Annotated in this window: 22 protein-coding genes and 1 pseudogene; 11 read left to right on the forward strand and 12 right to left on the reverse strand. The window is 52.8% G+C overall.

Going from position 1 to position 21,977, the window contains the following annotated elements:
- Position 1 precedes the first annotated feature (1 nt).
- Positions 2 to 763, forward strand: a complete 762-nt coding sequence (locus CF651_RS16355) for a DeoR/GlpR family DNA-binding transcription regulator (protein ID WP_094015935.1) — start codon at positions 2 to 4, stop codon at positions 761 to 763.
- Between the two features lie 178 nt (positions 764 to 941).
- Here CF651_RS16355 and CF651_RS16360 read toward each other — a convergent pair whose 3' ends face one another.
- The 5 genes from CF651_RS16360 to CF651_RS16380 form a co-directional block, all read right to left on the reverse strand.
- Positions 942 to 1,379 carry an EVE domain-containing protein gene (locus tag CF651_RS16360; RefSeq protein WP_094015936.1) on the reverse strand — a complete coding sequence of 146 codons (438 nt, stop codon included), beginning with the start codon at positions 1,377 to 1,379 and terminating at the stop codon, positions 942 to 944.
- Positions 1,380 to 1,635: 256 nt separating this feature from the next.
- The gene (locus CF651_RS16365) at positions 1,636 to 3,066 is read right to left on the reverse strand and encodes a sensor histidine kinase (RefSeq protein ID WP_094015937.1); all 1,431 of its coding nucleotides are present in this window, start codon (positions 3,064 to 3,066) and stop codon (positions 1,636 to 1,638) included.
- Complete coding sequence (locus CF651_RS16370) at positions 3,063 to 3,797, reverse strand: response regulator transcription factor (protein ID WP_094015938.1); 735 nt, start codon at positions 3,795 to 3,797, stop codon at positions 3,063 to 3,065. The genes CF651_RS16365 and CF651_RS16370 overlap by 4 nt, the downstream gene beginning before the upstream one ends.
- Positions 3,798 to 3,993: 196 nt before the next feature.
- Complete coding sequence (locus CF651_RS16375; RefSeq protein ID WP_094015939.1) at positions 3,994 to 4,824, reverse strand: NAD(P)H-binding protein; 831 nt, start codon at positions 4,822 to 4,824, stop codon at positions 3,994 to 3,996.
- A 76-nt stretch (positions 4,825 to 4,900) separates the two neighbouring features.
- Positions 4,901 to 5,347, reverse strand: a complete 447-nt coding sequence (locus CF651_RS16380; protein WP_094015940.1) for a MarR family winged helix-turn-helix transcriptional regulator — start codon at positions 5,345 to 5,347, stop codon at positions 4,901 to 4,903.
- Between the two features lie 308 nt (positions 5,348 to 5,655).
- Here CF651_RS16380 and CF651_RS16385 point away from each other — a divergent pair, with 308 nt between their 5' ends.
- From CF651_RS16385 to CF651_RS16400, 4 genes are all read left to right on the forward strand, one after another.
- Positions 5,656 to 7,350, forward strand: a complete 1,695-nt coding sequence (locus CF651_RS16385) for an alkaline phosphatase (protein WP_425436281.1) — start codon at positions 5,656 to 5,658, stop codon at positions 7,348 to 7,350.
- A gap of 106 nt (positions 7,351 to 7,456) precedes the next feature.
- Positions 7,457 to 8,212, forward strand: coding sequence for an ABC transporter ATP-binding protein (locus CF651_RS16390; RefSeq protein WP_094015942.1), 756 nt, complete (start codon positions 7,457 to 7,459; stop codon positions 8,210 to 8,212).
- Complete coding sequence (locus CF651_RS16395) at positions 8,184 to 9,419, forward strand: ABC transporter permease (RefSeq protein WP_094015943.1); 1,236 nt, start codon at positions 8,184 to 8,186, stop codon at positions 9,417 to 9,419. The genes CF651_RS16390 and CF651_RS16395 overlap by 29 nt, the downstream gene beginning before the upstream one ends.
- A 25-nt stretch (positions 9,420 to 9,444) precedes the next feature.
- Positions 9,445 to 10,305, forward strand: a complete 861-nt coding sequence (locus tag CF651_RS16400) for a hypothetical protein (RefSeq protein ID WP_094016123.1) — start codon at positions 9,445 to 9,447, stop codon at positions 10,303 to 10,305.
- Positions 10,306 to 10,457: 152 nt separating this feature from the next.
- Here the strand turns inward: CF651_RS16400 and CF651_RS32315 are convergent, their stop codons facing one another.
- Positions 10,458 to 12,374, reverse strand: coding sequence for a stalk domain-containing protein (locus CF651_RS32315; RefSeq protein ID WP_179232843.1), 1,917 nt, complete (start codon positions 12,372 to 12,374; stop codon positions 10,458 to 10,460).
- A gap of 254 nt (positions 12,375 to 12,628) precedes the next feature.
- Here CF651_RS32315 and CF651_RS16415 point away from each other — a divergent pair, with 254 nt between their 5' ends.
- Positions 12,629 to 13,009 (forward strand): YmaF family protein, encoded by a 381-nt coding sequence (locus CF651_RS16415; protein WP_094015946.1) that lies wholly within the window; start codon positions 12,629 to 12,631, stop codon positions 13,007 to 13,009.
- 58 nt (positions 13,010 to 13,067) lie between these two features.
- Here the strand turns inward: CF651_RS16415 and CF651_RS16420 are convergent, their stop codons facing one another.
- The 3 genes from CF651_RS16420 to CF651_RS16435 form a co-directional block, all read right to left on the reverse strand.
- A complete protein-coding gene (locus CF651_RS16420; protein ID WP_094015947.1) occupies positions 13,068 to 13,490 on the reverse strand; it encodes a DUF1259 domain-containing protein in 423 nt (140 codons plus the stop codon).
- A 44-nt stretch (positions 13,491 to 13,534) separates the two neighbouring features.
- Positions 13,535 to 13,954: a DUF1259 domain-containing protein gene (locus CF651_RS16425; protein ID WP_094015948.1), complete on the reverse strand. Its 420-nt coding sequence runs from the start codon at positions 13,952 to 13,954 to the stop codon at positions 13,535 to 13,537.
- Positions 13,955 to 14,287: 333 nt separating this feature from the next.
- Positions 14,288 to 14,785: a DinB family protein gene (locus CF651_RS16435; protein WP_094015949.1), complete on the reverse strand. Its 498-nt coding sequence runs from the start codon at positions 14,783 to 14,785 to the stop codon at positions 14,288 to 14,290.
- A 331-nt stretch (positions 14,786 to 15,116) separates the two neighbouring features.
- On the opposite strand from CF651_RS16435, the pseudogene CF651_RS16440 reads away from it, so the two are divergent.
- A pseudogene (locus tag CF651_RS16440) lies at positions 15,117 to 16,550 on the forward strand (DHA2 family efflux MFS transporter permease subunit).
- A gap of 84 nt (positions 16,551 to 16,634) precedes the next feature.
- On the opposite strand, the gene CF651_RS16445 reads toward CF651_RS16440, so the two are convergent.
- From CF651_RS16445 to CF651_RS16455, 3 genes are all read right to left on the reverse strand, one after another.
- A complete protein-coding gene (locus CF651_RS16445) occupies positions 16,635 to 17,531 on the reverse strand; it encodes a glycoside hydrolase family 43 protein (protein WP_094015950.1) in 897 nt (298 codons plus the stop codon).
- A gap of 348 nt (positions 17,532 to 17,879) precedes the next feature.
- Positions 17,880 to 18,260 carry a VOC family protein gene (locus CF651_RS16450; RefSeq protein ID WP_094015951.1) on the reverse strand — a complete coding sequence of 127 codons (381 nt, stop codon included), beginning with the start codon at positions 18,258 to 18,260 and terminating at the stop codon, positions 17,880 to 17,882.
- A 137-nt stretch (positions 18,261 to 18,397) separates the two neighbouring features.
- Positions 18,398 to 19,411, reverse strand: a complete 1,014-nt coding sequence (locus CF651_RS16455) for a zinc-dependent alcohol dehydrogenase family protein (protein ID WP_094015952.1) — start codon at positions 19,409 to 19,411, stop codon at positions 18,398 to 18,400.
- A 118-nt stretch (positions 19,412 to 19,529) separates the two neighbouring features.
- On the opposite strand from CF651_RS16455, the gene CF651_RS16460 reads away from it, so the two are divergent.
- From CF651_RS16460 to CF651_RS16475, 4 genes are all read left to right on the forward strand, one after another.
- Positions 19,530 to 19,928: a winged helix-turn-helix transcriptional regulator gene (locus tag CF651_RS16460; RefSeq protein WP_094015953.1), complete on the forward strand. Its 399-nt coding sequence runs from the start codon at positions 19,530 to 19,532 to the stop codon at positions 19,926 to 19,928.
- A gap of 171 nt (positions 19,929 to 20,099) precedes the next feature.
- A complete protein-coding gene (locus tag CF651_RS16465; protein WP_094015954.1) occupies positions 20,100 to 20,837 on the forward strand; it encodes a class I SAM-dependent methyltransferase in 738 nt (245 codons plus the stop codon).
- On the forward strand, positions 20,809 to 20,988 hold the full coding sequence (locus CF651_RS16470) for a hypothetical protein (protein ID WP_094015955.1): 180 nt from the start codon (positions 20,809 to 20,811) through the stop codon (positions 20,986 to 20,988). The genes CF651_RS16465 and CF651_RS16470 overlap by 29 nt, the downstream gene beginning before the upstream one ends.
- Positions 20,989 to 21,024: 36 nt before the next feature.
- Entirely contained in the window at positions 21,025 to 21,810 is a 786-nt protein-coding gene (locus CF651_RS16475; protein ID WP_094015956.1) for a DeoR/GlpR family DNA-binding transcription regulator, read from the forward strand.
- Positions 21,811 to 21,977: the final 167 nt, after the last annotated feature.

A 21,977-nucleotide genomic window follows, 5' to 3' on the forward strand; every position in this document is an offset into this window, starting at 1 on the left:
TATGCTAGCTGCGGAGCGTTATGAGAAAATTGTAAGTTTGGTTAACCAAAGAGGCGCCGTAAGGGTTTCCGAGCTGAGCGAGCTGTTTCAGGTGACGGAAGAGACGATTCGCCGTGATCTGGACCGCTTGGAGCAAGCGGGTCGACTTAGCCGTTCGCATGGTGGAGCGGTCAGCATCAAGGACGACCCGCAGCCGGAAATTCCGTATGCCGAACGGGAAATCACCTACGCCGAAGAGAAGAAGCGTATCGCCCAAGCGGCGATCCAGCGGATCGAGCCGAAGGATCGGATTCTTCTCGATGCCAGCTCGACGGCTTGGTATATGGCTGCGGAAGTACCTGATCTTCCTCTGACCGTCCTTACCAATTCCATCAAGGTCGCAACGGAGCTGAGCAGCAAAGAGAAAATATCCGTGATCTCGACAGGAGGCCAGCTGGCTCAGCGTTCGCTGTCTTTTGTGGGACCGCTGGCGGAGCGCTCTCTGGATGCCTACCATGTAGATAAAGTGTTTCTATCGTGCAAGGGAGTGCATCTTGAGCGGGGCATCAGCGAGTCTAACGAGCTGCAGGCCCGCATCAAGGAGCGGATGATCGGGATGGCGGACGAGGTCATTTTGCTGGTGGATTCCAGCAAGTTCGGGGTGCAAGCCTTCACGCAGGTGACCGATTTGTCGGAAATCGACGTCATTATTACGGACCACCGGATTGCCAGGGAAACACTGGAGCAGCTGCAGGACCGAGGCATCGAGGTCATTACGGTATAATGGGAAAGAAAAGTATATAGGATAACAAAAGCAGTGGGTCAGGCTTCGTGCCGGCCTGCTGCTTTTTTTGGTTTGTTGGTAAATCCATGATTGAAGTGTCGGTGGTTGTTTGTGCAGATAGGAAAGTAGACAACCACATGCCATCTTGAGGATGGCGAAGCCGTGAAGCTTTTGGGGGCTAACCGATTTCAACCCCCATAGCTTCCGACAGGATAGCGAAATCGACGGCATCGATTTCAAAGTGTCCCGTACGAAAGCGGTAGCCCCAATTACGGTTCTCCTTGGTGAAGCTTAACAGGCTCAGCAGGGCATGAGCAGGTGCTTCCTTGCAATCATAGTAATCGATGTTGCGCCGGAACGGAATGAAGGTTTCGCTCATCGGATACTCGTACACTGCATCATCCCGTACTTGTCCGATAGCCGTAAATGCCTGAAGAGGCGCCCCGCTGTTCATATCCGTTTTGGGAGAGTAATAAATAAGCCAATCTCCTTGCTTCATTCGCCGCAACGGGACGGCTTTTCCATGACACAATTGGGCAAAGCCTCCTGCCACCCCTCTCATCACATGAGATTTTGAGACGACACCGATCCAATAACGGGGTTGTTTGTTTTCCATAAATGAACTAAGCCTCCGCTTCCTTATTTTGTGCGACGCCCGCACTTGATGTGAGCTATGCCCTCATTGTAGCAAACGTCTCCTGACAACATCGTGTCAGTAGGCAACGGACGATTTCCATATTTTTCTCATTAGGCAGCTGGGTTTAGTGCAGCGGCTTAATCCCAGAATGGAAGCAGGTGCAGCTTGCATCTTGGCATAAAATAAAAGAGATTGCCCAGGTGCAAGCGCCCCTATGCAATCTTCTTGAAGGATATCATCCGCTCGGCAAGCGCAGCGTGAAGGTCGTGCCAGACCCCGGCTCGGAGGTGACTTCGATGGAGCCTCCCATCCGTTCGACGAGCTGTTTGGTTATCGTCAGCCCGAGCCCGCTGCGTTCCCGCCGGGAGAGGCGCGAAGCCTCTCCCGTATAAAACCGCTCCCATATATACGGGAGCTCGGCCGGGGGGATTCCCGCGCCCGTATCGGTAACGGACACCTCTACGGTGTCCCCCGCCGGGCGCGACTGCACTTCAATGCGCCCGCCCTCCGGTGTGTGGCGCAGGGCGTTGTCCAGCAGGTTGAACAGCACCTGCTTCAGCCGCTCCGGATCGCCTTGAACCGTGAGCCGAGCCTGATCTTGCTCCGGCTCCAGGATCCGGAAGGCGATCCCTTTCTCCTGCATGCGAAGCTGAAAGCCGTCGCCTACGGTTTCCACCAGCGAGGACCAGCGTATTTTGATCATTTGCAGCGACATACGCCCGGATTCAATAGCTGATAAGTCCAGCATGGTGTTCAGCAGCCCGGTCAGGCGGTACAGCTCTTGATACGCGTAGTCCAAATACTTCCGCTGCTGCTCGGCGGGAACCATCCCTTCGAGAATGGCCTGGATGAAGCCTCGCACGGAGGTCAGAGGCGTCCGCAGCTCATGCGACACATTGCTGATCAGCTCTTTGCGCATCGCTTCTAACGCTTCGAGCTGTCCGGCCATCCGGTTAAAGGTCGCGGACAGCTGCCCGATCTCATCCCGGCCCGAGACGGGGATGCGTTCGGAGAAATCGCCCAGCCCGATCCGCGCGGCGGCCTGGTTCATGCGTACGAGCGGCTGCGATATTTTCCGGGAAATCCAATACAGAACGAGAGCGGCCGGAAAAGCGATGATGATTGCAACGAGCAGCACCAGTCTCGTCAGCTCCTTCAGCTGGAACTCCTGCACGGGCATATGGAGAAATAAGGCGCCGACAACCCGCCCGTCCTCCATCATCGGGACACCGACGGAGAGCAGCACTTGATCGTCTGTTTTTTTGAAAGGGCCGGTTGCGTGGATGCGCTGCCCGGAGAATACTTGCTCCAGCAGAGCAGGGTCCTTCAGCTCGCTTTTGCGGAGCAGGCGTTTGGCAGCGGCCTTCGTGTTTTTTTGCAGGAGGGAGCTGCCGTCCTCAGGCAGCAGCAGATCCATCTTCGTATTGGTCGTCCGCCTGTATTCGGCGTCGATTTTCTCAAAGGAGGAGGAGGCCGGGCCGTCTTCCTTGGATTGGAGCCGGGCGATGACTTCATCGGCTTGCCGGTAGAGCGCGGCTTCCTTTTGCTGAAACAGGAAGTGCTGCAGCGTAACATTGATCAAGACGGCTAACAGGCCCAATCCGACCAGCAGGACGGATAAATAGCTGACGAGCAGCTTGCGGAACAGGGAACGGCCCATTGTCATCCCCCCACCTTAAACTTGTATCCGGTTCCACGGACGGTCTCGATGCTCCAATAGCCGGATTCCTCCGAGAGCTTGTGGCGCAGCCTTTTGACGGTTACATCGACGACCCGGTCCTCACCGAAGTAATCCCCTCCCCAGACCAGATCCAGCAGCTGCTGCCGGTCCAGCACCTGGTTCGGGTGGTTCGCAAAGGTAAGCAGCAGCTTATATTCACGCGGCGTCAGCTCGATCAGCTCTTGTTGGATCGTGACCGTGTGTGCCGCTGTATCAATACGCATCGTATCAAATTGTAAGGGAGCAGGGGCGGCCATCTGGCGCCTCGTTTGAGTATAAGTATAGGCTCTTCGCAGCAGCGAGCCCACCCGCATCACAAGCTCGTTCGGATCGAACGGCTTCACCATGTAGTCGTCCGCTCCGAGGCCGAAGCCGAGAGCCTTGTCTTCGCTTTCCCCTTTGGCGGTAAGCATCAGGATGGGCATGTCGCTCATCTCCCGCAGGCTCCGGCATACCTCCCAGCCATCCAGACCGGGGAGCATAATGTCGAGCAGCAGCAGGTGGATTCGGGAGCTGCGGATCAGGGGCAGTACTTCGCTGCCGCTAGCGCAGGACAAGAGGGTATAGCCTTTGTTCGATAAATAAAGGCGGATCAGCTCCGTAATATAGGGATCGTCATCTGCGATCAGAATCGTAAAGTCAGAGTTATGACCGTCACCGGTGGCATAGGTTGGCATGGCGGCACAGGCTCCTTTTTGCACAATAGAGTTCACGGGATCTTTCAGATCCTATCCCATTGTATCGGGAATATGTTACAAAAGATGAACGCAGGGATACTCACGCCATGCCAACACAATGCAACACTATGCAGCACATTGCCGCCCAACGCCGTAATATCCGGATCGGATTCGCGCATATTGAAACAGACTGCTGCTAGTTTTTTCTGGATAACGGAAGAATCTGCCCGATGCTCGCTCTTAGGGAAGCTGCCGGCGCGCCCATCAGCTTTTCTAAATCCAGGGAAGTAGAGGCGGTATCTATCTTTTGCAGAAAATGGTACATCCAATGATCGACCCCCGAATCGTGACGGAGTGCAATGTGTGCACCCGTAAGCTCGGACAGGGCGAGGGCCAGCTCCTCAAAGCCCCAGGGACGCGGGGAGGTAAGCTCATACGTTGCATTCATGTGGGGATCAGGCTGCGAAAGCACGGAGGCGATGCCTGAAGCCAGATCGTCACGCGTTAGGCTGTTAAACCGCCAATCGCCGGGAGGAACGATCAGTTCGTCCGATGAGGCTAGACCATCGATAAGTCCAAGGACTCCGACGAAATCGATATACAGGGCGTTGCGAAGCAGCGTATAAGGAATGCCCGAGGCAAGAATGGCGTGTTCCGTGGCCAAATGCAAATGGGTAAGGGGAATCGAGCCGGCATGAGGAAAGGCAAAGGAGGTATAGAGAAGATGTCCGACCTTGGCTTGCTTTGCCGCTTCAATGGCATGGGCGTGCTGGCGCATACGGACCGTATCGTCAGGGTGGGAGCTGGAAATAAGAAGCAGCCTTGCGGCCCCACGGAACGCCTCTGAAAGGGATTCGGGCCGGTCATAGTCACAAAACCGGACTTCGACTCCCCGTTCCTTAAACCGACTCGCCCGCTCAGGCTGCCGGACACAGGCGATGATTTGATCTGATGGCATTTGATGCAGCAGTTTCTCGATAATGAGGCTTCCCAGCTTCCCGTTGGCCCCGGTAATGACGATGGACATGTTTCTCATCCTCTCTTTCAGGTCTAAAACAAATAGTTAAGCACTTAACTAAAAAGGCGCGAAGAATACAAAGCGGCTATATTCTTCTTAATTTAGTTAACAAATGACGGAGCTGCTGCAGCTCTTGCGTGTCCAGCACGTTCAGCTTCTCCGCTACCATCCGGCGGTTTTCAGGCAAATGCTCTACTAATAAGCTTCGACCTTTGCTGGTGATGGAAATGACGGTTTTTCTTCCGTCATTGGGGTGGCTTGCCCGGTTAATTAGCCCGTCTTGCTCCAATGGCGTCAACAGCAGGCTAATATTCGGCTTGGTTACACCGATTCGCGAGGCGAGTACTGACGGGAGCACCGTGCCGCCCTCCTTCATCATTTCCACCAGGATTCGGATTCTCGCGCCATTGATGCCTTTGGACTGCCAATAGGCTTCGGAGACCCCAACAAGGGATGCCGTAGCTTCAACAAGAGAGAAAAACACCTCAGTCGGAAGGGGCTGATCAAGAACGTATTGCTGCAGGTCTTGCATAAATTCACCTTCTCATATAGTTAAGTACTTAACTATATGTAATGTAATACAGAGACAAGCCATTTGTCAAATAAAGGATCGCCGCTGAGGCGCTCCCGCCGAGGCACCCGCAGGGATCATTTTACATTCATCTAACAATCCAGTTCAAAATTGATATAAAGAAAACATTTTGTCCCAATTCAGCTAACGTTTACTCCCTATACTGGGGTATGTGATCAGAACATGTACCTATTTATGAAGGAAAAACGGGGGGAATCTTCTTGAAAAAAGTGTTCAAACAAATTCTGGTATCCGGTATGGTGCTTTCGATGGTGCCTGCTTTCTCCGCCACTGCGGCAGACGCTCCTTCGACAACGGCAGCGGCATCTGCAGCTGCGGCGCCGACAGCCAAGTCAAAAAATGTTATCGTCCTGATCGGCGACGGTATGGGACCGGCCCAAGTATCCGCAGCACGGGACTATGCCAGACATTTCTTAAATAAAAATCATTTGGAGCTCGACTCGTACTACGTAGGTCAAGCGACGACGTATGCGGACCGCGGAGAAGACGGCGGGGTTATGGTATCCGGCGAGGTAACGGATTCCGCATCGGCAGGTACGGCCTTCGCAACAGGCCACAAAACGTACAATGCGGGGATCAGCGTGTCGAACGAAGACGTATCCAAGCCTTTTGCTTCCGTCATCGAGGCATCCGAGAAGGTAGGCAAGGCGACCGGTCTCGTAACGACAGCGAGAATTACACATGCGACACCGGCGGTGTATGCATCCCACGTCCGCAACCGGGACAACGAGAGCGCGATCGCTTCGCAATATTTGAACGATCAATCGGTTGACGTGCTGTTCGGCGGCGGGAAGCAATTTTTTGTAAGCAAGCAGGAGAAGGGCAAGCGTGCGGATAAAACGATTATCCCGGATTTTGAAGCGAAGGGCTACAAGGTCGTTTACGATAAAGCAGGCTTGCAATCGCTGGAGGCGAAAGACGGCAAGGCACTCGGTTTGTTCGGCAACTCCCACGTCGATTACGTACTGGATCGCAGCGAAAGCGTACCGAGCTTGGCGGACATGTCGCAAAAAGCGATCGATATTTTATCGCAAAATCCGAACGGCTTCACGATGATGATCGAGGGTGGACGGATCGACCACGCAGGTCATGCGAACGACTTGCCTGCCTTGGTGCAGGAGGCGTTGGATTTTGACGCTGCAGTGAAGGTGGCTATGGACTTCGCGAAAAAAGATGGCAATACGTCCGTTGTCGTCACGGCTGACCACGAAACCGGCGGCTTGTCCCTGTCCCGCGACGGCGTGTATGAAATTAATGTAGATGCTTGGAACAAGGAAAAGCAATCCTCGGAAGTGTTCGCAGTGAAGCTGAAAGCAGCGAAAAGCATCGAGGAAATCAAACAGCTGGTATTTGAAAACACAGGCTTCAACGATTTGTCCGATGACGAGGCCAGCTACATCATGAAGGGTGACGGCACATCGTATGCTCAAGAGGGAGCTTACAATGCGGTTGTGGCCAAGCGTTTGATGGTTGGCTTTACCGGTCACGGCCACTCCGCGGTGGATGTAGGGGTATGGGCATATGGCCCGATTGCCGATCTGGTGAAGGGCCAAATCGACAATACCGACATAGCCAGGGCGATTTCCAAAGTAGCTAACGTTGATCTGGACGGTACGACAGCAGAGCTGCAAGCTCAATATGTGTATCCGAAGTTTAAAGTGACCCGCGAAGGCGCAACACTGTTCCCGGCAAGAATGCTGTCCACTTCTCTTGGCATCAACGTAGCATGGGATGAAGCAGCGAAATCGGTTGTGCTGTCCAAGGGCGACAATAAGGTTGCCGTGAATGTGGAAACGGCCGAAACGACCTGGAACGGCGCGGCAAGCAGCTTCAATGCGAGCATGGACAACGGTTCTCTCTGGCTGTCTCTGGATGCGTTCCAGCAGCTGACAGGCAAAACACTTGCATGGGATGCTCTGTCTGAGCGCATTAGCTTGAAATAATCAGGGTGTAAATGTACAGAAAAGAGGCAGGGGGTACGGTGTCCCCTGTCTCTTTGTTTCGGGGAACGATTCCATTAAGCCCTACAGAAAAGGAGCGGACGCGAGAATGATTGAGATACGGCAGGTGCAGAAATCGTTTCGGGTTGGCGGCAGCCGCCTCCCGATATTACAAATACCCGAATGGTCCGTCGGCCAGGGAGAGAGAATCGCTTTGATCGGCCCGAGCGGGAGCGGGAAAAGCACGCTGCTTCACCTGCTGGGCGGGGTTATCGCCGCAGACAGCGGACAGATTACAGTAGGGGGGCATGCGCTGCATACCTATTCGGAAGCGCAAAGAGACCGATTCCGAGCAGAGCAGGTCGGGTATATTTTTCAAGATTTTCATCTGATTTCATCTTTGACCGCAAGGCAAAATGTCGAGCTGGTCCTGCCTGCGGGCTGGAGCCGGAAAGAAAGAGCGACGCAGCTGCAGGCCTGGTTTCACAGAGTGGGTCTTGGTGACCGTCAGCATCATCTGCCGTCACAGCTGTCCCGGGGGCAGCAGCAGCGCGTAGCGATCATTCGGGCGCTCATTCACCGCCCTCCCTTTATATTGGCCGATGAGCCGACGGGAAGTCTCGATTGGGAAGCGGCAGGGGCGATTATGCAGCTGCTGCTGTCGTTGTGCGAAGAGGAAGGGCTGACGCTCCTTACCGTGACGCATGATCTGCATTTGGCGGATTTGTACCCGGTGAAGGTGCATATGAGCGAAATGAACGCTTTGATGCACAGGGAGACGCAGGATCCGGCAGGGAAAGCGGGCTCTAACGATTCCGGCCAGGGAGGTGAACCGAATGCAGCTGCTCCATTTGTTGTGGCGTAACATGCTGCACCGCAAAGCACTGTCACTCTTGACCGTGTTCTCGGTAGCGGTGACCGTAGCGCTGCTGGTTTTTCTGATCCTGTGCAGCAGAGGGGTAGAGCAGGGAGCGGAGCAAGGGTACGGCCCCTTTGAGCTGACGATCGGAGCCAAGGGGAGCTCCACTCAGCTGGCGCTCAATACGTATTATCACGTCGGCTCGCCGACAGGCAATATCCCGTATGAGGTGTTCACCGAAATTCAAAAGGAAGACCAAGCTGCCGCAGCCTTTGCGATGACGACAGGCGATAATTACAACGGGTACCCGATTGTCGGGATTGATGCCGGATATTTTCTAACCCGCTATGGGGATCGTCAGCTGGAGGCGGGGACCGTGTACGCCAAAACCGGGGAGGCCGTGGTGGGCTCCCATATTGCGAGAACGCTGGGCCTGCAGGTAGGCGATACGTTCCACGGAGGGCATGGACTCGTGCATGAGAGCGGACATCCGGACGGAGACGAAGAGGAGGCGGAGGAAGCGGGAGCATCCCACGAGGAGCATGAGGCGCATCAAAGCTTCGGCTACAAGGTGGTAGGTATTTTGCCGGTGCTGCATACATCGGATGACCGTGCCGTCTTCACGACGCTTGACTATGCTTGGGCCGTCCATGCAAGCCAACAAGGGGCGCATAAGGATGTGACCTCGATTCTCGTGAAGCCGAAGTCGCTGGTCGGAGCGCAAGCACTCAAAAACAAGTACGACAAGCTTGAAAAGGTGCAGGCGATTTATACAAGCAAGGCTGTAGCGGATGTTGTCAACATGGTGGATAAGGGCTCCCAGATCATCCACATTGTGACCGGCTTATGTATTGTGCTCGCGGCCGTGTCCATCCTGCTCTCTTTAACGGCGGCTGTGAATGAGCGTAAAAAGGATGTCGGCCTGCTTCGCTTGATCGGCAAAACAAAGTCGTTCGTCTGGCTGTCCCTCATTGGCGAAGGGCTGCTCTTGACCCTGATCGGCTGCGTGATCGGGCTGGTTGCTGGCCATGTCGGAAGCTATGCCGGACGCAATGCGCTGTTCGATTTCTCGGGCATTCAGCTGGATGCCTGGAAGTTCACCGTCGACGAGCTATGGCTGATTGCAGGCACGTTGGTTGTCGGCCTGCTGGCTTCTTTGGGACCTGCCATGAAGGTGTATCGCGTCGATCCGATGCAGCTGTTTCGATCTTGATAAAGGAGGGATTCGCGTGAAGCGAATGTTGAGATGGTTAAAAAGAAGAGGGGCCGCGCGCCGCGCCGTGGCCCTGCTGGCAGCGCTCGCGCTGCTGGCCGGCTGCGGCCAAAAGCCGGCCGCCACCGCCCCGGCGGCCTCGTTCGCCGCCGCCGTAGGGGCTGCGCCCGAGGCGCCTGCCGCCGCGCCTGGCGCCAAGCCCGCGGACTCGCCGTCACAGGCGAGTCCCGCTGCCGCTGCCGCTCCCGCGGAGGCAGCGGCACAGCCCGCCCCGGCTCCGCAGGACGGGGCAGGCACCGCGCCGCAGGCGGAGCCTGCAGCGCAAGCATCCCCGGTGAAGCCGGGGATGGAGGCCGCCGCCGCGGAAAGCGGCGCAGCGGCGGCTGTGGCGCCGAAGGCGCCCGCTGCGGCACCCGTGGAGCCGCAGCCGAAGGCGGCGGCGGAGGTGCCCGCCGCCACCGCCGCGCCGGCCCCGGCGGAGCCGCCGGCGGCAGCTCCTGCCGCCGCTGCGAAGCCGGCGTCGAACGAGCTGAAGTGGTCGGAGTTCTTCGACGACGACAAGCAGACCACACCGTCCAACAAATTCTGGGATTTCAACGGAAAGACGGTTCAAATCAAGGGCTTCATGGGCGAGGTGCTGTCCTTCGACAAGTACTGGTTTCTGCTGATCCCGAAACCGGGGGCCGAGTGCCCGTTCGACAACGGAGATGAGACCTACTGGAACAAAATTATGATCGTCTACGTTCCGAAGGACACGAAGCTCCGTTACACGACAGGTCCGCTGCAAATTACGGGCCGACTGGATGTCGGGATCAAAATCGACGAATCCGGTTATAAAACGATGTTTCGCCTGTACGACGCTAAATTCGAGCCGATCAAAGAATAGCCGTTTAATTATTCATTATTGCAAAAGAAGCCTCCTTGCATTTTACGCAAGAGAGGCTTTTTTTGCTGGCAGATAGGAATGATTAAGTTTAACAACCCTCGTCTACCTTGACAAACGCATGCCATCTGAAAAGTTGGCGAAGCCGTTTATCCTTATGTTTGGCTGTCGAGCTTGGTATCAAACTGGTTTAAAAAGATGGAAGGTGCGCCCAGCGGGTTGTGGAAATCAAATTCAACAGACGACGTAAATTTAGAGGTTCCTGTTACGCGTATCAGCATGGGCATGGTGGAGTGACCCTCCGGCTTCCAGGTCGCAGATATTTTGTACCGGCCGAGCGGTATTTTTTCCACTCCATGCCCTCCCGTAGACAGTACATCCGCACGCGTGATTATCGATTTACCGGCGCTCCCGTCAAATAAGGGTCCGACAGGTGTGAGTGTAACTTCCAAATCGTTCATTTGGAATTGTGGCAAGCTATCGTCAAATGACCAAAAATCAGGATGGATTTCAATATGCCCTACGACATCCTTCAAGGTAAAATTGCGAATAGCTCCTGAACTCCCGGCAAAAGGTTGATCGACGTCAGACCTTAAATAAAACCGTTGCTCCTTGCCGTTATATTCCCGGGTGAAGGTTGTCGACATGATCCAGGTCGCAGGCATTTGGGACAACTCGATCCGATAATGTCCATTCTCATCGGTCACCGCCGACATATTGCTATCATAAAACAACTGGTTATCCGCATTTATCGTCACTCCCGGCAAGGGATTGCCCTGCGCATTGCGTAAATAGCCTTTCACCACGTAGGGCTCAATTTCCTCTACAGACGGTGAGGGTACCGGTGTTGGTTCAGGCGCCGGTGTCGGAGTTGGGCTTGGTGCCGGTTCAGGCGCTGGGTTTGGTGCTGGTTCAGGTGCCGGCGTCGGGGCAGGGTCGGGTTCCGTACCTGTACCCGTACCACCCGTATCCGTACCAGGGACGGCATCCCCGATCTGAATCTTCCAGGCATTGCCGCTGCTGGAGAAGGCGACTTGGTAGCCGCTGCTCTCCGAGACGAAGCGTAAAGGCACCATCGTATGACCATCAATGATCTGGGCAGGTACGTCCAGAGCGACAGCTTTTCCGTTTACAAGCGCACTCGTTTGATTGATTGTCAGTTCGATGGAAAGGCCGTCTTTCGTTCCGATTGCCTTCCGGATTGCTCCATCCTCCACCCATTTCACCGTGAAGCCCAGAGCTTCGAACAGCTTGCGGAATGGGACAAGCGTGCGCCCATCCTTCACCATAGGCTGTGCATCATCAAAATGAAGCTCGGTCCCTTTGAAAAATACATGGATGGCGATATCCTTCGATCCATCGGCAGGAGCAGGGACTGGAGCCGGAGCTGGACTCGGACTCGGCGATGGTGTCGGTGATGGGGCAGGCGCCGGTGTCGGAGCCGGTGAAGGAGCAGGACTCGGTGCCTGAGCGGGCACTCCTTCCGAAAGCATCGGCATCTTGTATTTAATCGGCTTGGAAACGACTGTGCCTTGAGGTGTTTCGATTTCCAGCACATAATACTGCGTTTCCTTGATCGTACCGTTATCGCTGGCGTACAGGTCGAGCGTGAGCTGTCCTTGGAACTCACCGACCGGCTCCTTCACATCTTTTCGAAAGCCAGGGTTCACGATTTCTCGTTCATGGTTCAGAGTGCCGTCAGCAGCCGTAACCGGTTTATCCTGTACAATGCCAAGCAGCCAGCCGGTTGTGACGCGGTTCGTTCTCCATACTCCCTGATCATTATTTTTGCCGTAAGCATCTGTTGAACGCAGAACAACGGCATTAATGACTGTTTTCTTAGTCAGGTTTAGGATCAGTCGAAAATGACCGTCCTTGTTACCTTCCGGCGTGAAATCCGCTGAACCTACGATATCAGACCCCGTATCAAGCAGGCTGAACTCCTTGATCTGCGCTTCTGAAGGCGAAGTCTCCCCAAATGCACCTGCGATGCCGTTAACAGATAAGCAGCCTGCCAGCATAAGGCATAGGGCTGAATTCCGTACTTTCTTGTTAAATCTTGACTTCCTCATCGTGTAACCCTCCGTATTCAAGTTGAACTACCATGTATTCATCTTACATTGCAATCGGTCGGGTTACATGAGGCACGGCCAGGAAATGCGGTGTGAAGAATATGGGAATGTCTTGGGAATGAAACCGGGAATAGCGGACACAAGCCATCGGCGTCTTTTTCATTAGGTATATCTGAAATATGGGGAAATCACCCAGTCCATTATATAAGTCCACTCATAAGATGCAAAATCAAGAAAATGAGGTGAAGATGTTCATGGATATCCCCATAACAGGTTTTATAGTTCATTCAAATGAAGGAGATTCAACTCACTCCCATAAGTTGTTTATTACTTCTTGGGACGGCCGTCCGGTTCATATGCATCATTTTTCAGGGACTACATCTTATGACGCTGGGCATAGCCATCAATATGCAGGATTCACAGAGCCAGCTGCAAGCGGGGTTCAGCATGTTCATCATTACCAAACGCGAACTTCTTTTAATGATGGCCATACCCATATGATTCGCGGTACAACTGGGCCGTCTATTCCTTTGCCTAACGGAGGACATTATCACTATTTTGAAGGCTACACAACGGTAAACGGGCAGCATCCGCACTCCCATATGTACAGGGGCAATACTAGCAATGAGGTCTAGTAAAATAAAAATGGCTTATGACATTGTTCATGCCCATAAGCCATTCTTGTTCTTGCACTTACCCCAGGAAAGCAATAGAACGCTTTACTTTTCTTGCGAATGCAATGGGATTATCTATCGACTCCCAGTGAATATACATTAGGCGTGGATTCTCAAAAAGCCAGTGATTATGGACGGCTGTTACTTTAATCCCGTTTTTGCGAAGATTGGATAGCAGCCGGTTGACTTGGTTTTGGAAGAGAGCCGTTTCCCCTAAACAGAGTGCGCGTCCTGAGCTGTCCAGGGATTCAAACGAAAACAGTTGATAACGGACCAACGGGGAGGTGGTACGTCTTCCTAAAATAGCTGCATTCACTTTTCGATTTCTACTGACAAAGCAAACGGGGCCTTTTGTAATTTCATGCTCTGTACCGCCCAAAATGGTCGAAAATTGGTTACATATTCTTCTAAAGCGGGGACTTACTTTCACATGCGCCGCCATACGAAATCATCCTCTCGTTTATGAACTTCATAGCTCAAGCTGCATTAACCCAAAAATTTAATAGACTCTTTGGTTTTTCTAGCAAATACAATAGGATTTTCAATGGCTTCCCAATGCATGTACATTAGACGAGGGCTCTCATTCAGCCAATGGTTGTGAAGTGCTGTCACTTTGATGCCGCGCTTCCGGAGATTCGACATCAATCGGTTGACCTGGTTTTGGTGTACGGCGGTTTCACCCAAGCATAGGGCTCGGCCCGACTTATCGAGAGATTCAAACGAAAACATTTGGGCCCGGACCAACGGGGAAAGCGTTTTTCTTCCCAGGATTGATTCCCTAAGATTCGCCAACCGCATGACGAAACAAACCGGACCCGCATCGATTTCCGATTCACCGCCAAGTATTCTTCCGAATTGAGTGCAAAGTCTTTTGAATTGGGGGCTGACCTTCACTTTTTCTGCCATATACATCCTCCTTTAATCTTGTTCAACATATCCTATGTTGAAAGATTAAAAGGGACTCGGATGAGAAACTATTTTTTAAAAAACTATAGTAATAGTTTTGCGATTGGTTCCAAGAGTCACCTGGACCTGCAGGATTTAGGGGATGGAAATAACCTTCATCTCGAGCAAACCGGAATCTCAAATGTGCAGGCACTGGGTGGAGCCAAGTATGGCTGGAGTAATGGTGCCGGCTGGCTTGAAGAGGCTGTAGCAATAAAAAAACAGTCGCAGGGTACCGGCGGTTATGCCGGTGCCCTGCGACTGTTTGGCGCGTATTGCATCGAGAAGCTTAGTTCATTTGGCTTGCTCGTCAGCCGAGGGACCATACATGCCCGGCACCGGAATGTCGAGCAGCCGCAAGTATACCCCGAGCTGCGCCCGGTGGTGGACCATGTGGCTTAATCCGAAGGTGCGGAGCGCGAGTGCCCGCGGCTGGCGGAGGATGATATGGTCGCCGTGGCGCAGCGTCCATTCCTCCCCAAGCGCTTTCTCGTCGCATTCGGCGAGCAGCTTTTCAAGCTTGCCGGCGTTCGCGTCGAACTCCTCCAGAACGTCAGCGCGTTTTTCTAGAGGCTCCCGCCGCAGCGGTATGGTTGAAAGATCGAACTCCGGGTATTGAAAAATCGCAATTTGCCAGTTCAGCAGATTGACCAGATGTGTGGCCAGCCCGCCGAGCGTCATCGATTTCTCGTGCGGCTTCCACGACAGATGCTCCTCAGGCAATTGTTCCAGAATGCGGCGCGTGGTGGCCAGTTCATGGGCTGCGTCGCCGATGATCAGTTGTTTGACCATAAATTCATCTCCTCCCTTAAGGTTAGCATACTATAAATTCCAGTCGAGTGGAATTTATCCGGTTAACCGACTAGAATAGACCGGATTCTGCCTGCAAAAAGAGGCAGTCAGGATAGTTTGGTCATATTTAATTTTTACCTACGATGACCGTATCGCGATATGCTATAGTAGTTTTGGAAATATGGAGCCAATTGGACAAATCTCTTCTATTTTCAAATAAATTATACTCCAGGTATTGACATAATTAACTGTTACTATTAAAGTAACAGTTGGCGAGCAAATATACGTTCGCTTACAAAAGAGATTTTCAGGAGAGGGAAGTGGAATCAAGATGAAGCAATACAATACGCGTGCCATCATGGCGTCGCTGCTTATATGCGGCTTCGTCGGCATGTTCAGCGAGACGGCACTCAACATCGCAATCAGTAATTTAATGGACGTGTTTCACATTTCGGCCGCAACCGCGCAGTGGTTAACGACAGGGTTCCTGCTTACGCTCGGTATTCTCATGCCGATGACGGGGCTGCTGCTGCAATGGTTTACTACAAGGCAATTGTTTATCGTCTCACTTGCGAGCTCAATCATCGGTACGTTGATTGCGGCGCTCGCATTTAATTTCGAAATGTTAATGGCAGCCCGCGTTCTGCAGGCAGTTGGCATGGGCTTGTTAATTCCGCTCATGTTCAATACGATCCTCATCGTCTATCCGCCGGAGAAACGCGGGGCTGCAATGGGCTTTGTCGGTCTGGTTATCATGTTCGCGCCAGCGACCGGCCCCACTGTAGCGGGTCTCCTGATCGAATATTTATCATGGCATTATATTTTCTGGCTCTCGCTGCCGTTTTTGGTATTAGGCCTGTTCGTAGGGCTAAAGTATCTGGAGAATGTTTCCGAGCTCACGAAGCCGCGCATCGATCTGTTGTCCATCGTATTGTCCACGATCGGCTTCGGCGGCGTCGTATTCGGCTTTAGTAAGGCAGGCGAAGGGGAAGAAGGCTGGACCAACCCCATTGTGGTCGTATCCATTATTGTCGGCATGGTCGCGCTCGTGCTGTTCGTGCTGCGGCAGATTTTTATGCGCGAGCCAATGATGAACTTGCGCGTTTTCAAGTACCCGATGTTTATCGTGGGGCTGCTTATGGTATTGTCATGTATGATGATCATCTTGTCGAGCATGATTATTTTGCCGATGTATCTGTAGAAAGGCATGAAGCTGTCTCCATTCGCAGCCGGACTCATGCTGCTGCCTGGCAGCGCGCTGAATGGTATCCTTTCACCGCGTATGGGGCGTTTGTTTGACAAGTATGGGCCCAAGTGGCTCGTCATCCCCGGCCTGATTATCGTTGCGGCCATGTTATGGTTCTTCTCCGGTATAACGTTGGCGTCTTCGATCACTTTGATTGACGCCTTGCATATCGGTCTAATGGTCGGCATCTCCATGGTTTGGATGCCGGCGCAGACGAACGGCCTGAATCAGCTGCCACCGGAGCTGTATCCGCACGGTACAGCCGTTATGAACACGCTGCAGCAGGTCGCAGGCGCGATCGGCACGGCGGTAGCCATTAGTATCCTTACAAACGGCGTGGAAAAGTACTTGCACGAATCCCATGCGCCGAACGAGCTGACCGAGATGGCGAACGCCATGACATTCGGCTCGCAGAACGTGTTCTTTTTCGCGATGATCATAACAATGATCGGATTGGCGGTAGCCTTCTTTATCCGTCGTGTCGTCGTCGACCGCGCGGCGATGAGTCCAATGCATTGATTTTTCAGAGGGAGCCCGGGGGCTCCCTTTTTTCGAACAGTTCACCCAAGGACGCCACGAGGCGTTTGTCTCATAATCTGCCGCTTACATGCTGTCCAAAAGAACAAACGTGCCGCCCCGCTCCGCCACCTTCAAAAAAATGGCCCGTTCTTCAGGCGTCCGGTTAGGCGTATGAATCGTCAGCATTAACTGGTCATCCAACGACTTGAAGATCATCCCATGGCCGCCGTCGCTCTTATACAGAGGTACCTCTTCATGCTGCCACGGTCCCGTTATTTGTCCGGACACAGATTTTGCCAGGCCGATCGCATAGCTTGTATGAATATAGCTCGCCCACAGCATCAGCAGCTCACCGCCTGAAGTGCGGTACATGAAAGGTCCGTCGGTTACATACTTATTCTCGCTCGCACGAACCTTCTCGGACTCATACGGGGTTGTCCAAGGCGCCTCGGAAGCGCTGAATAACCTCACCGGCTCGCCGATGGCAGCCTTCAAATCGGCCGTTAATCGAACGGCGCATACTTCGCCATCCTTGACATCCTTCCATTCATGGCAAAACACCATCCAAGGCATCCCGTCATCATCAAGATGAAGCGTCCCATCCAGCGAGTTCCAATCCCCGGGTGTAACAGGCCCTTCGCTGTGAGGGCGGTAGGGTCCCGCAATGGTTTCGGAGACAAGAACTGCGGTACCGAGCCGGCGATTATCCTTTCGCCTGAACGTAGCGAACATATAATACTTGCCTTTATACTCATACACTTCCGGAGCCCAGAAATTAACGTCAGAATAAAAAGAGTCCTCCGGACGGAAAGCGGGATACGGCCCCTCCCAATGCTCCAAATCATGTCCGACGTACACGTCAAAGCCGATCCCCGTTCCCCACACATCTTCGTCTGTGCTGCCGAACAAATAATATTTTCCTTCGTTGTTCTCTACAATGACGAACGGGTCTCGAATTTGAATGTCTGTAACAGCTTTCATAATCATAGCTCCCCCTCATTTTATTTTCGCTATGCAATCCATAGATACCACTCTGTTACAGCATAAAATGAAGCTAGGGTGCAAGGTTAGTGATAAAACAACTGATCTAAGGGGAGAAATTAACTTTTCGTGCAATCCGCTTGATAAACCCCATTGCAGCCTTACGAGCGGGCTAGGGGCGAATGATTTTGCCGCCATAGTTTTGGAAAAAGGAGCAGATGGGACAAATGGTTAAAGGGGCATATGCTTGAAGGGGAGGAAAAGCAAATGAGGCTGCGCGGTGTTTTCCCACAGCAGCCTCAAGATGATTTGATGGACGTTTGGTTCAGTTCTAAAGTACATTTGAGTTTATTTTTTTTCCATTACAGCAAAGTAGTTTTCCTCCTGATCAGCGAAGTTAAATACTCTGCCGAAGGGCATCGTGACGATTTCTCCGACTTTGACATTTTTATTGGATAAATCCCCATACAATTGATCGAGATTTTCCGAAAAAAACATTAAAGACGGTGTCCCCAGATTTAATTCAGGTGACATTTTAGCAACGAATTCCTTATTATGGAGAATAATGCTTGTTTCTGCATCCTGAGCAGGAGCAATTTCAAACCATCTCATGCCTTGACCGTTATTTTGTTCGGAAATGACACGGAATCCTAATTTTTCCGTCCAAAAATTGACTGCCTCCTCCTGGTTATTTACATACAACATAATTTGACCAACTTTATTAATCATTGTTTTATCCACTCCCATATAATAAGTAAGTACCCAATCCGATACCCTTATTATAACCGGTAGAATAGGTTAAGATTTCTTTTCCATTGCGGTTTTTATGACGCTCCCGCACTTTGCTTGGGCTGCGTCCTTTATAGTTACATCGTAATGCAAATTTTCCCGAAATGCTCTCCCTTGGCCAAATAGCGAAGGGCATCTACCGCTTCCCCGAACGGGAATACGCGGTCTATGACCGGGCGAAGCTTGCTGCTCTCCAAAGCCCGATTCATCGACTCGAACATCTCCCGGCTGCCAACATTGATAGCCTGAAGCCGCGCTTTTCTGAGGATGGCGGGCACGATATGGAACGCTTCGACCTGAGCGCCTGACAGGATACCCACCATGCTGATCTGCCCGCCGACGCGCAGCGCTGAAATCGACCGGTTCAGTGTAGCCGCACCCCCCAGGTCGACGATATGATCGGCTCCGCGGCCTTGTGTATGCTCCAGTACCGCCTGATCCCAGTCCGGCGTAAGCTTGTAGTTGATCAGGTGGTCAGCGCCGAGCAGCTTCGCTTGTTCCAGCTTCTTGTCGCTGCTGGAAGTCACGATAACATTTGCTCCCTGCAGCTTTGCAAATTGAAGGGCGAACAGGGAGACGCCGCCGGTTCCTTGAACAACAACCGTATCGCCGGCTTTGACCTTGCCTTCCTCGACAATCGCCTGCCATGCTGTCACGGCTGCACAAGGCAGCGAGGCCGCTTCTTCGTCCGTCAAGTAGGCAGGAACGTGAACCAGGCCTTCCTCGGACAGCACCGCATATTCGGTGAGAAAGCCGTCCAGCGGACTTCCTAAAGTGCTGCTCCAGTTCGCTTGGGTCGGCTCACCGCTGAGCCAGCTTTGCGTGAAGATGCCGCTGACCCGGTCACCCAGCTTGAATCGGGATGTCCGTTCCCCGAGAGCTATGATTTCTCCGACTCCGTCGGAGACGGGAATGAGCGGCTCGGATAAATCCGGATTGTAGAAACCGTCGATGACGCCAAGATCACGGGAGTTCAGAGATACGGCACGCACCTTGATTACCACTTCGCCCGGACCGGGAACCGGAATAGGGCTTTCCACTATAGTTAAATGCTCGAGACCGAAGCCACCTTGAATTTTATAAGCTTTCATACTGCATCTCTCCTTCTTATGGTTATAGACATACAATAATACATGAACTAATATTAAGTAAGTAGGCACTTTAAAGTGCGCTGGGAACATTAAGGTGTGTATGGGGAGGCGTAAGGACATGGAATCCACGATGAAGGGCGGAACGCCCGACATTTCGCAGCAAGTATGCAGCTACCGCAGAGTGCTGGAGCTGATTTCGAATAAGTGGTCGACACTGGTACTGTATGCGCTGGAGGATGGGGGTTTACGTTATGGGGAAATACGGAGGCGAATCGAGGGGATTTCCCAGAAAATGCTGACCCAGACGCTTCGCCAGCTGGAGCGGGACGGCTTGGTGAGACGCGAGGTGACCCCTACCGTCCCGCTGACGGTTGATTATTCGCTTACAGCCCTCGGGGAAACGCTGTTGCTTCCTATGCGGGAGCTGAAGCAGTGGACGAACGACTATTTTGATCAGGTTGAATCGGCAAGGAAAACCTACGATCAGGCTGAACAGGAAGACGAGGCCGAGCAGTAATCGGAATCCGGATTGGCTGGGAGCCGCTTTGATTATGCTGATGTCCAGGACGCTGCATTTTACCTATTGAGCTTAACGTAACGTTAAGGCTTATGATGATGGCGCGACGGTGGCATCCTGTACTGCTGTACGGTACCATGGTTAGCCCACAGGTAGAGAAGGGGATTCCAAATGCCGAATCACGAGCAAATTTATCTCAACGAAGCGCAGCAATACGAGCTGCTTATCTCCCGGGAAGATTACGAGGGCAACATTCTGCGCACGCTGCAGAACCTCATGTCCTTCGACGGGTTGGACGTCATCGACTTGGGGGCGGGCTCCGGGAGACTGTCCTGCCTGCTCGCGCCCTTCGCCAAGTCCATCCTAGCTATCGATCAATCCGGTGCCATGCTGGAGGTTGCTGCGCATAAGTTGGAGGCACAGGGTTATACGAATTGGCGGACCGTCGTTTCCGAGCACAGGAAGCTGCATATACCGGACCGGTCGGCCGATGTCGTAGTGGCAGGGTGGACGCTTTGCTATTTGGCAAGCTCCAATGTAGACTTGTGGCAGGAAAAGCTGCAGGAGGCCATGGATGAAATCAAGCGTGTACTAAGGCCGGGAGGAACGGTATTGATCCTGGAGACGCTCGGGACAGGACACGTGCAGCCGACGCCCCCTGACTTTTTGGTCCCTTACTACGAAAGCCTGCAGCAGAGGTATGGCTTCAGCCATCAATGGATTCGCACCGACTTTCAATTCAAATCGGTCCAGGAGGCGGAACGGTTGACCGGATTTTTCTTTGGATCCGAATTTGCCGATCAGGTGAACAGGGAGTCAGGGGACATTGTACCGGAATGCACCGGTATTTGGTACAAACACAACTTTAGGGAGGACACCGTTGATTCGACAGGCGGAAGCAAGGGATAGGGGCGCGCTGGAGGAACGCATAGAGCAAATTCGCAGCGATACGAACCATTTTTTATTCGTGTGTGAACGGGATGGACGCGTGCAAATATCGATGAAGCTCCGATTGCGGGGCTTTTTATATATTCATGCCAATCATGATTTGATATCATAAGGGTATCAAAGATTATTGGACTTGGAGGCAACACGCATGTCACTCAATGGCGAGGAGAGAAAGCAAACCATCCTGAACCTGCTTCATCAGCAAGGCAAGGTCCGGACGCCGGAGCTCGTCGCACAGCTTGATGTCTCATCGGAGACAGTCCGCCGTTACTTGGAGGAGCTGGAGGTTGAGAATAAGCTGAAGCGGGTATACGGCGGTGCGGTGAAGGTTCATTTTGACCCGGCGGAGACTCCCTATTTCAAGAGGGAAACGGTCCATGCCGAAGAGAAGAAACGGATCGGAAGACTCGCGGCCAGTCTGGTGCAGGATAAGGATGTGATTGTACTGGATGATGGCACAACGGCGCTTCAGATGATTGAATTTCTCTTAGAGAAGAAGGGCATTACGGTTCTCGTATGCTCCGTACCCGCGCTGACGTTGCTGATCGATTACAAGAACAAGGGCATGTTTTCCGGTGACATTGTTTTCATCGGCGGACGGATTCATGCTGCGCAGCATCGTGTGAGCGGGGCCGTAGCGCAGCACTTTATGACTTCCTTTCATGTGGACAAAGCCTTTATCGTGGCAGATGGCATCCAGATTGATAAAGGCATCACGAGCTATGAGGACGAACGGGGCTTGCTTTCAAGAACGTTCCTTAAGCAAGCGCACCAAACGGTTGTGCTTGCCGACCATTCCACAATCGGCTCCAACCATTTTTGCAAAATCGCCGATTGGAGTGAAGTCGATATCATCATCAGCGATTCCGAGCCGCCGAGCGAGTGGAGAGTCAAGCTCGCGGAACAGGATGTGCATTGGAATGTTGCAAAATAAATTACGGGCTTCCTGTGAGAGGCCACTGAAAAACTGGCGGAGTGGACGGAATCGTTCTGTAGAAGCGTAAGCGTTCGCCTTTGTCCCCGGATTTTGACCGCTATAAGGGGATTGAAATTGAGAAAATCCGGGGACAACAGCGATCGGAAGAACGATCTGTCCATGCA

This window comes from Paenibacillus rigui (assembly GCF_002234615.1).
GTDB lineage: Bacteria > Bacillota > Bacilli > Paenibacillales > NBRC-103111 > Paenibacillus_S > Paenibacillus_S rigui.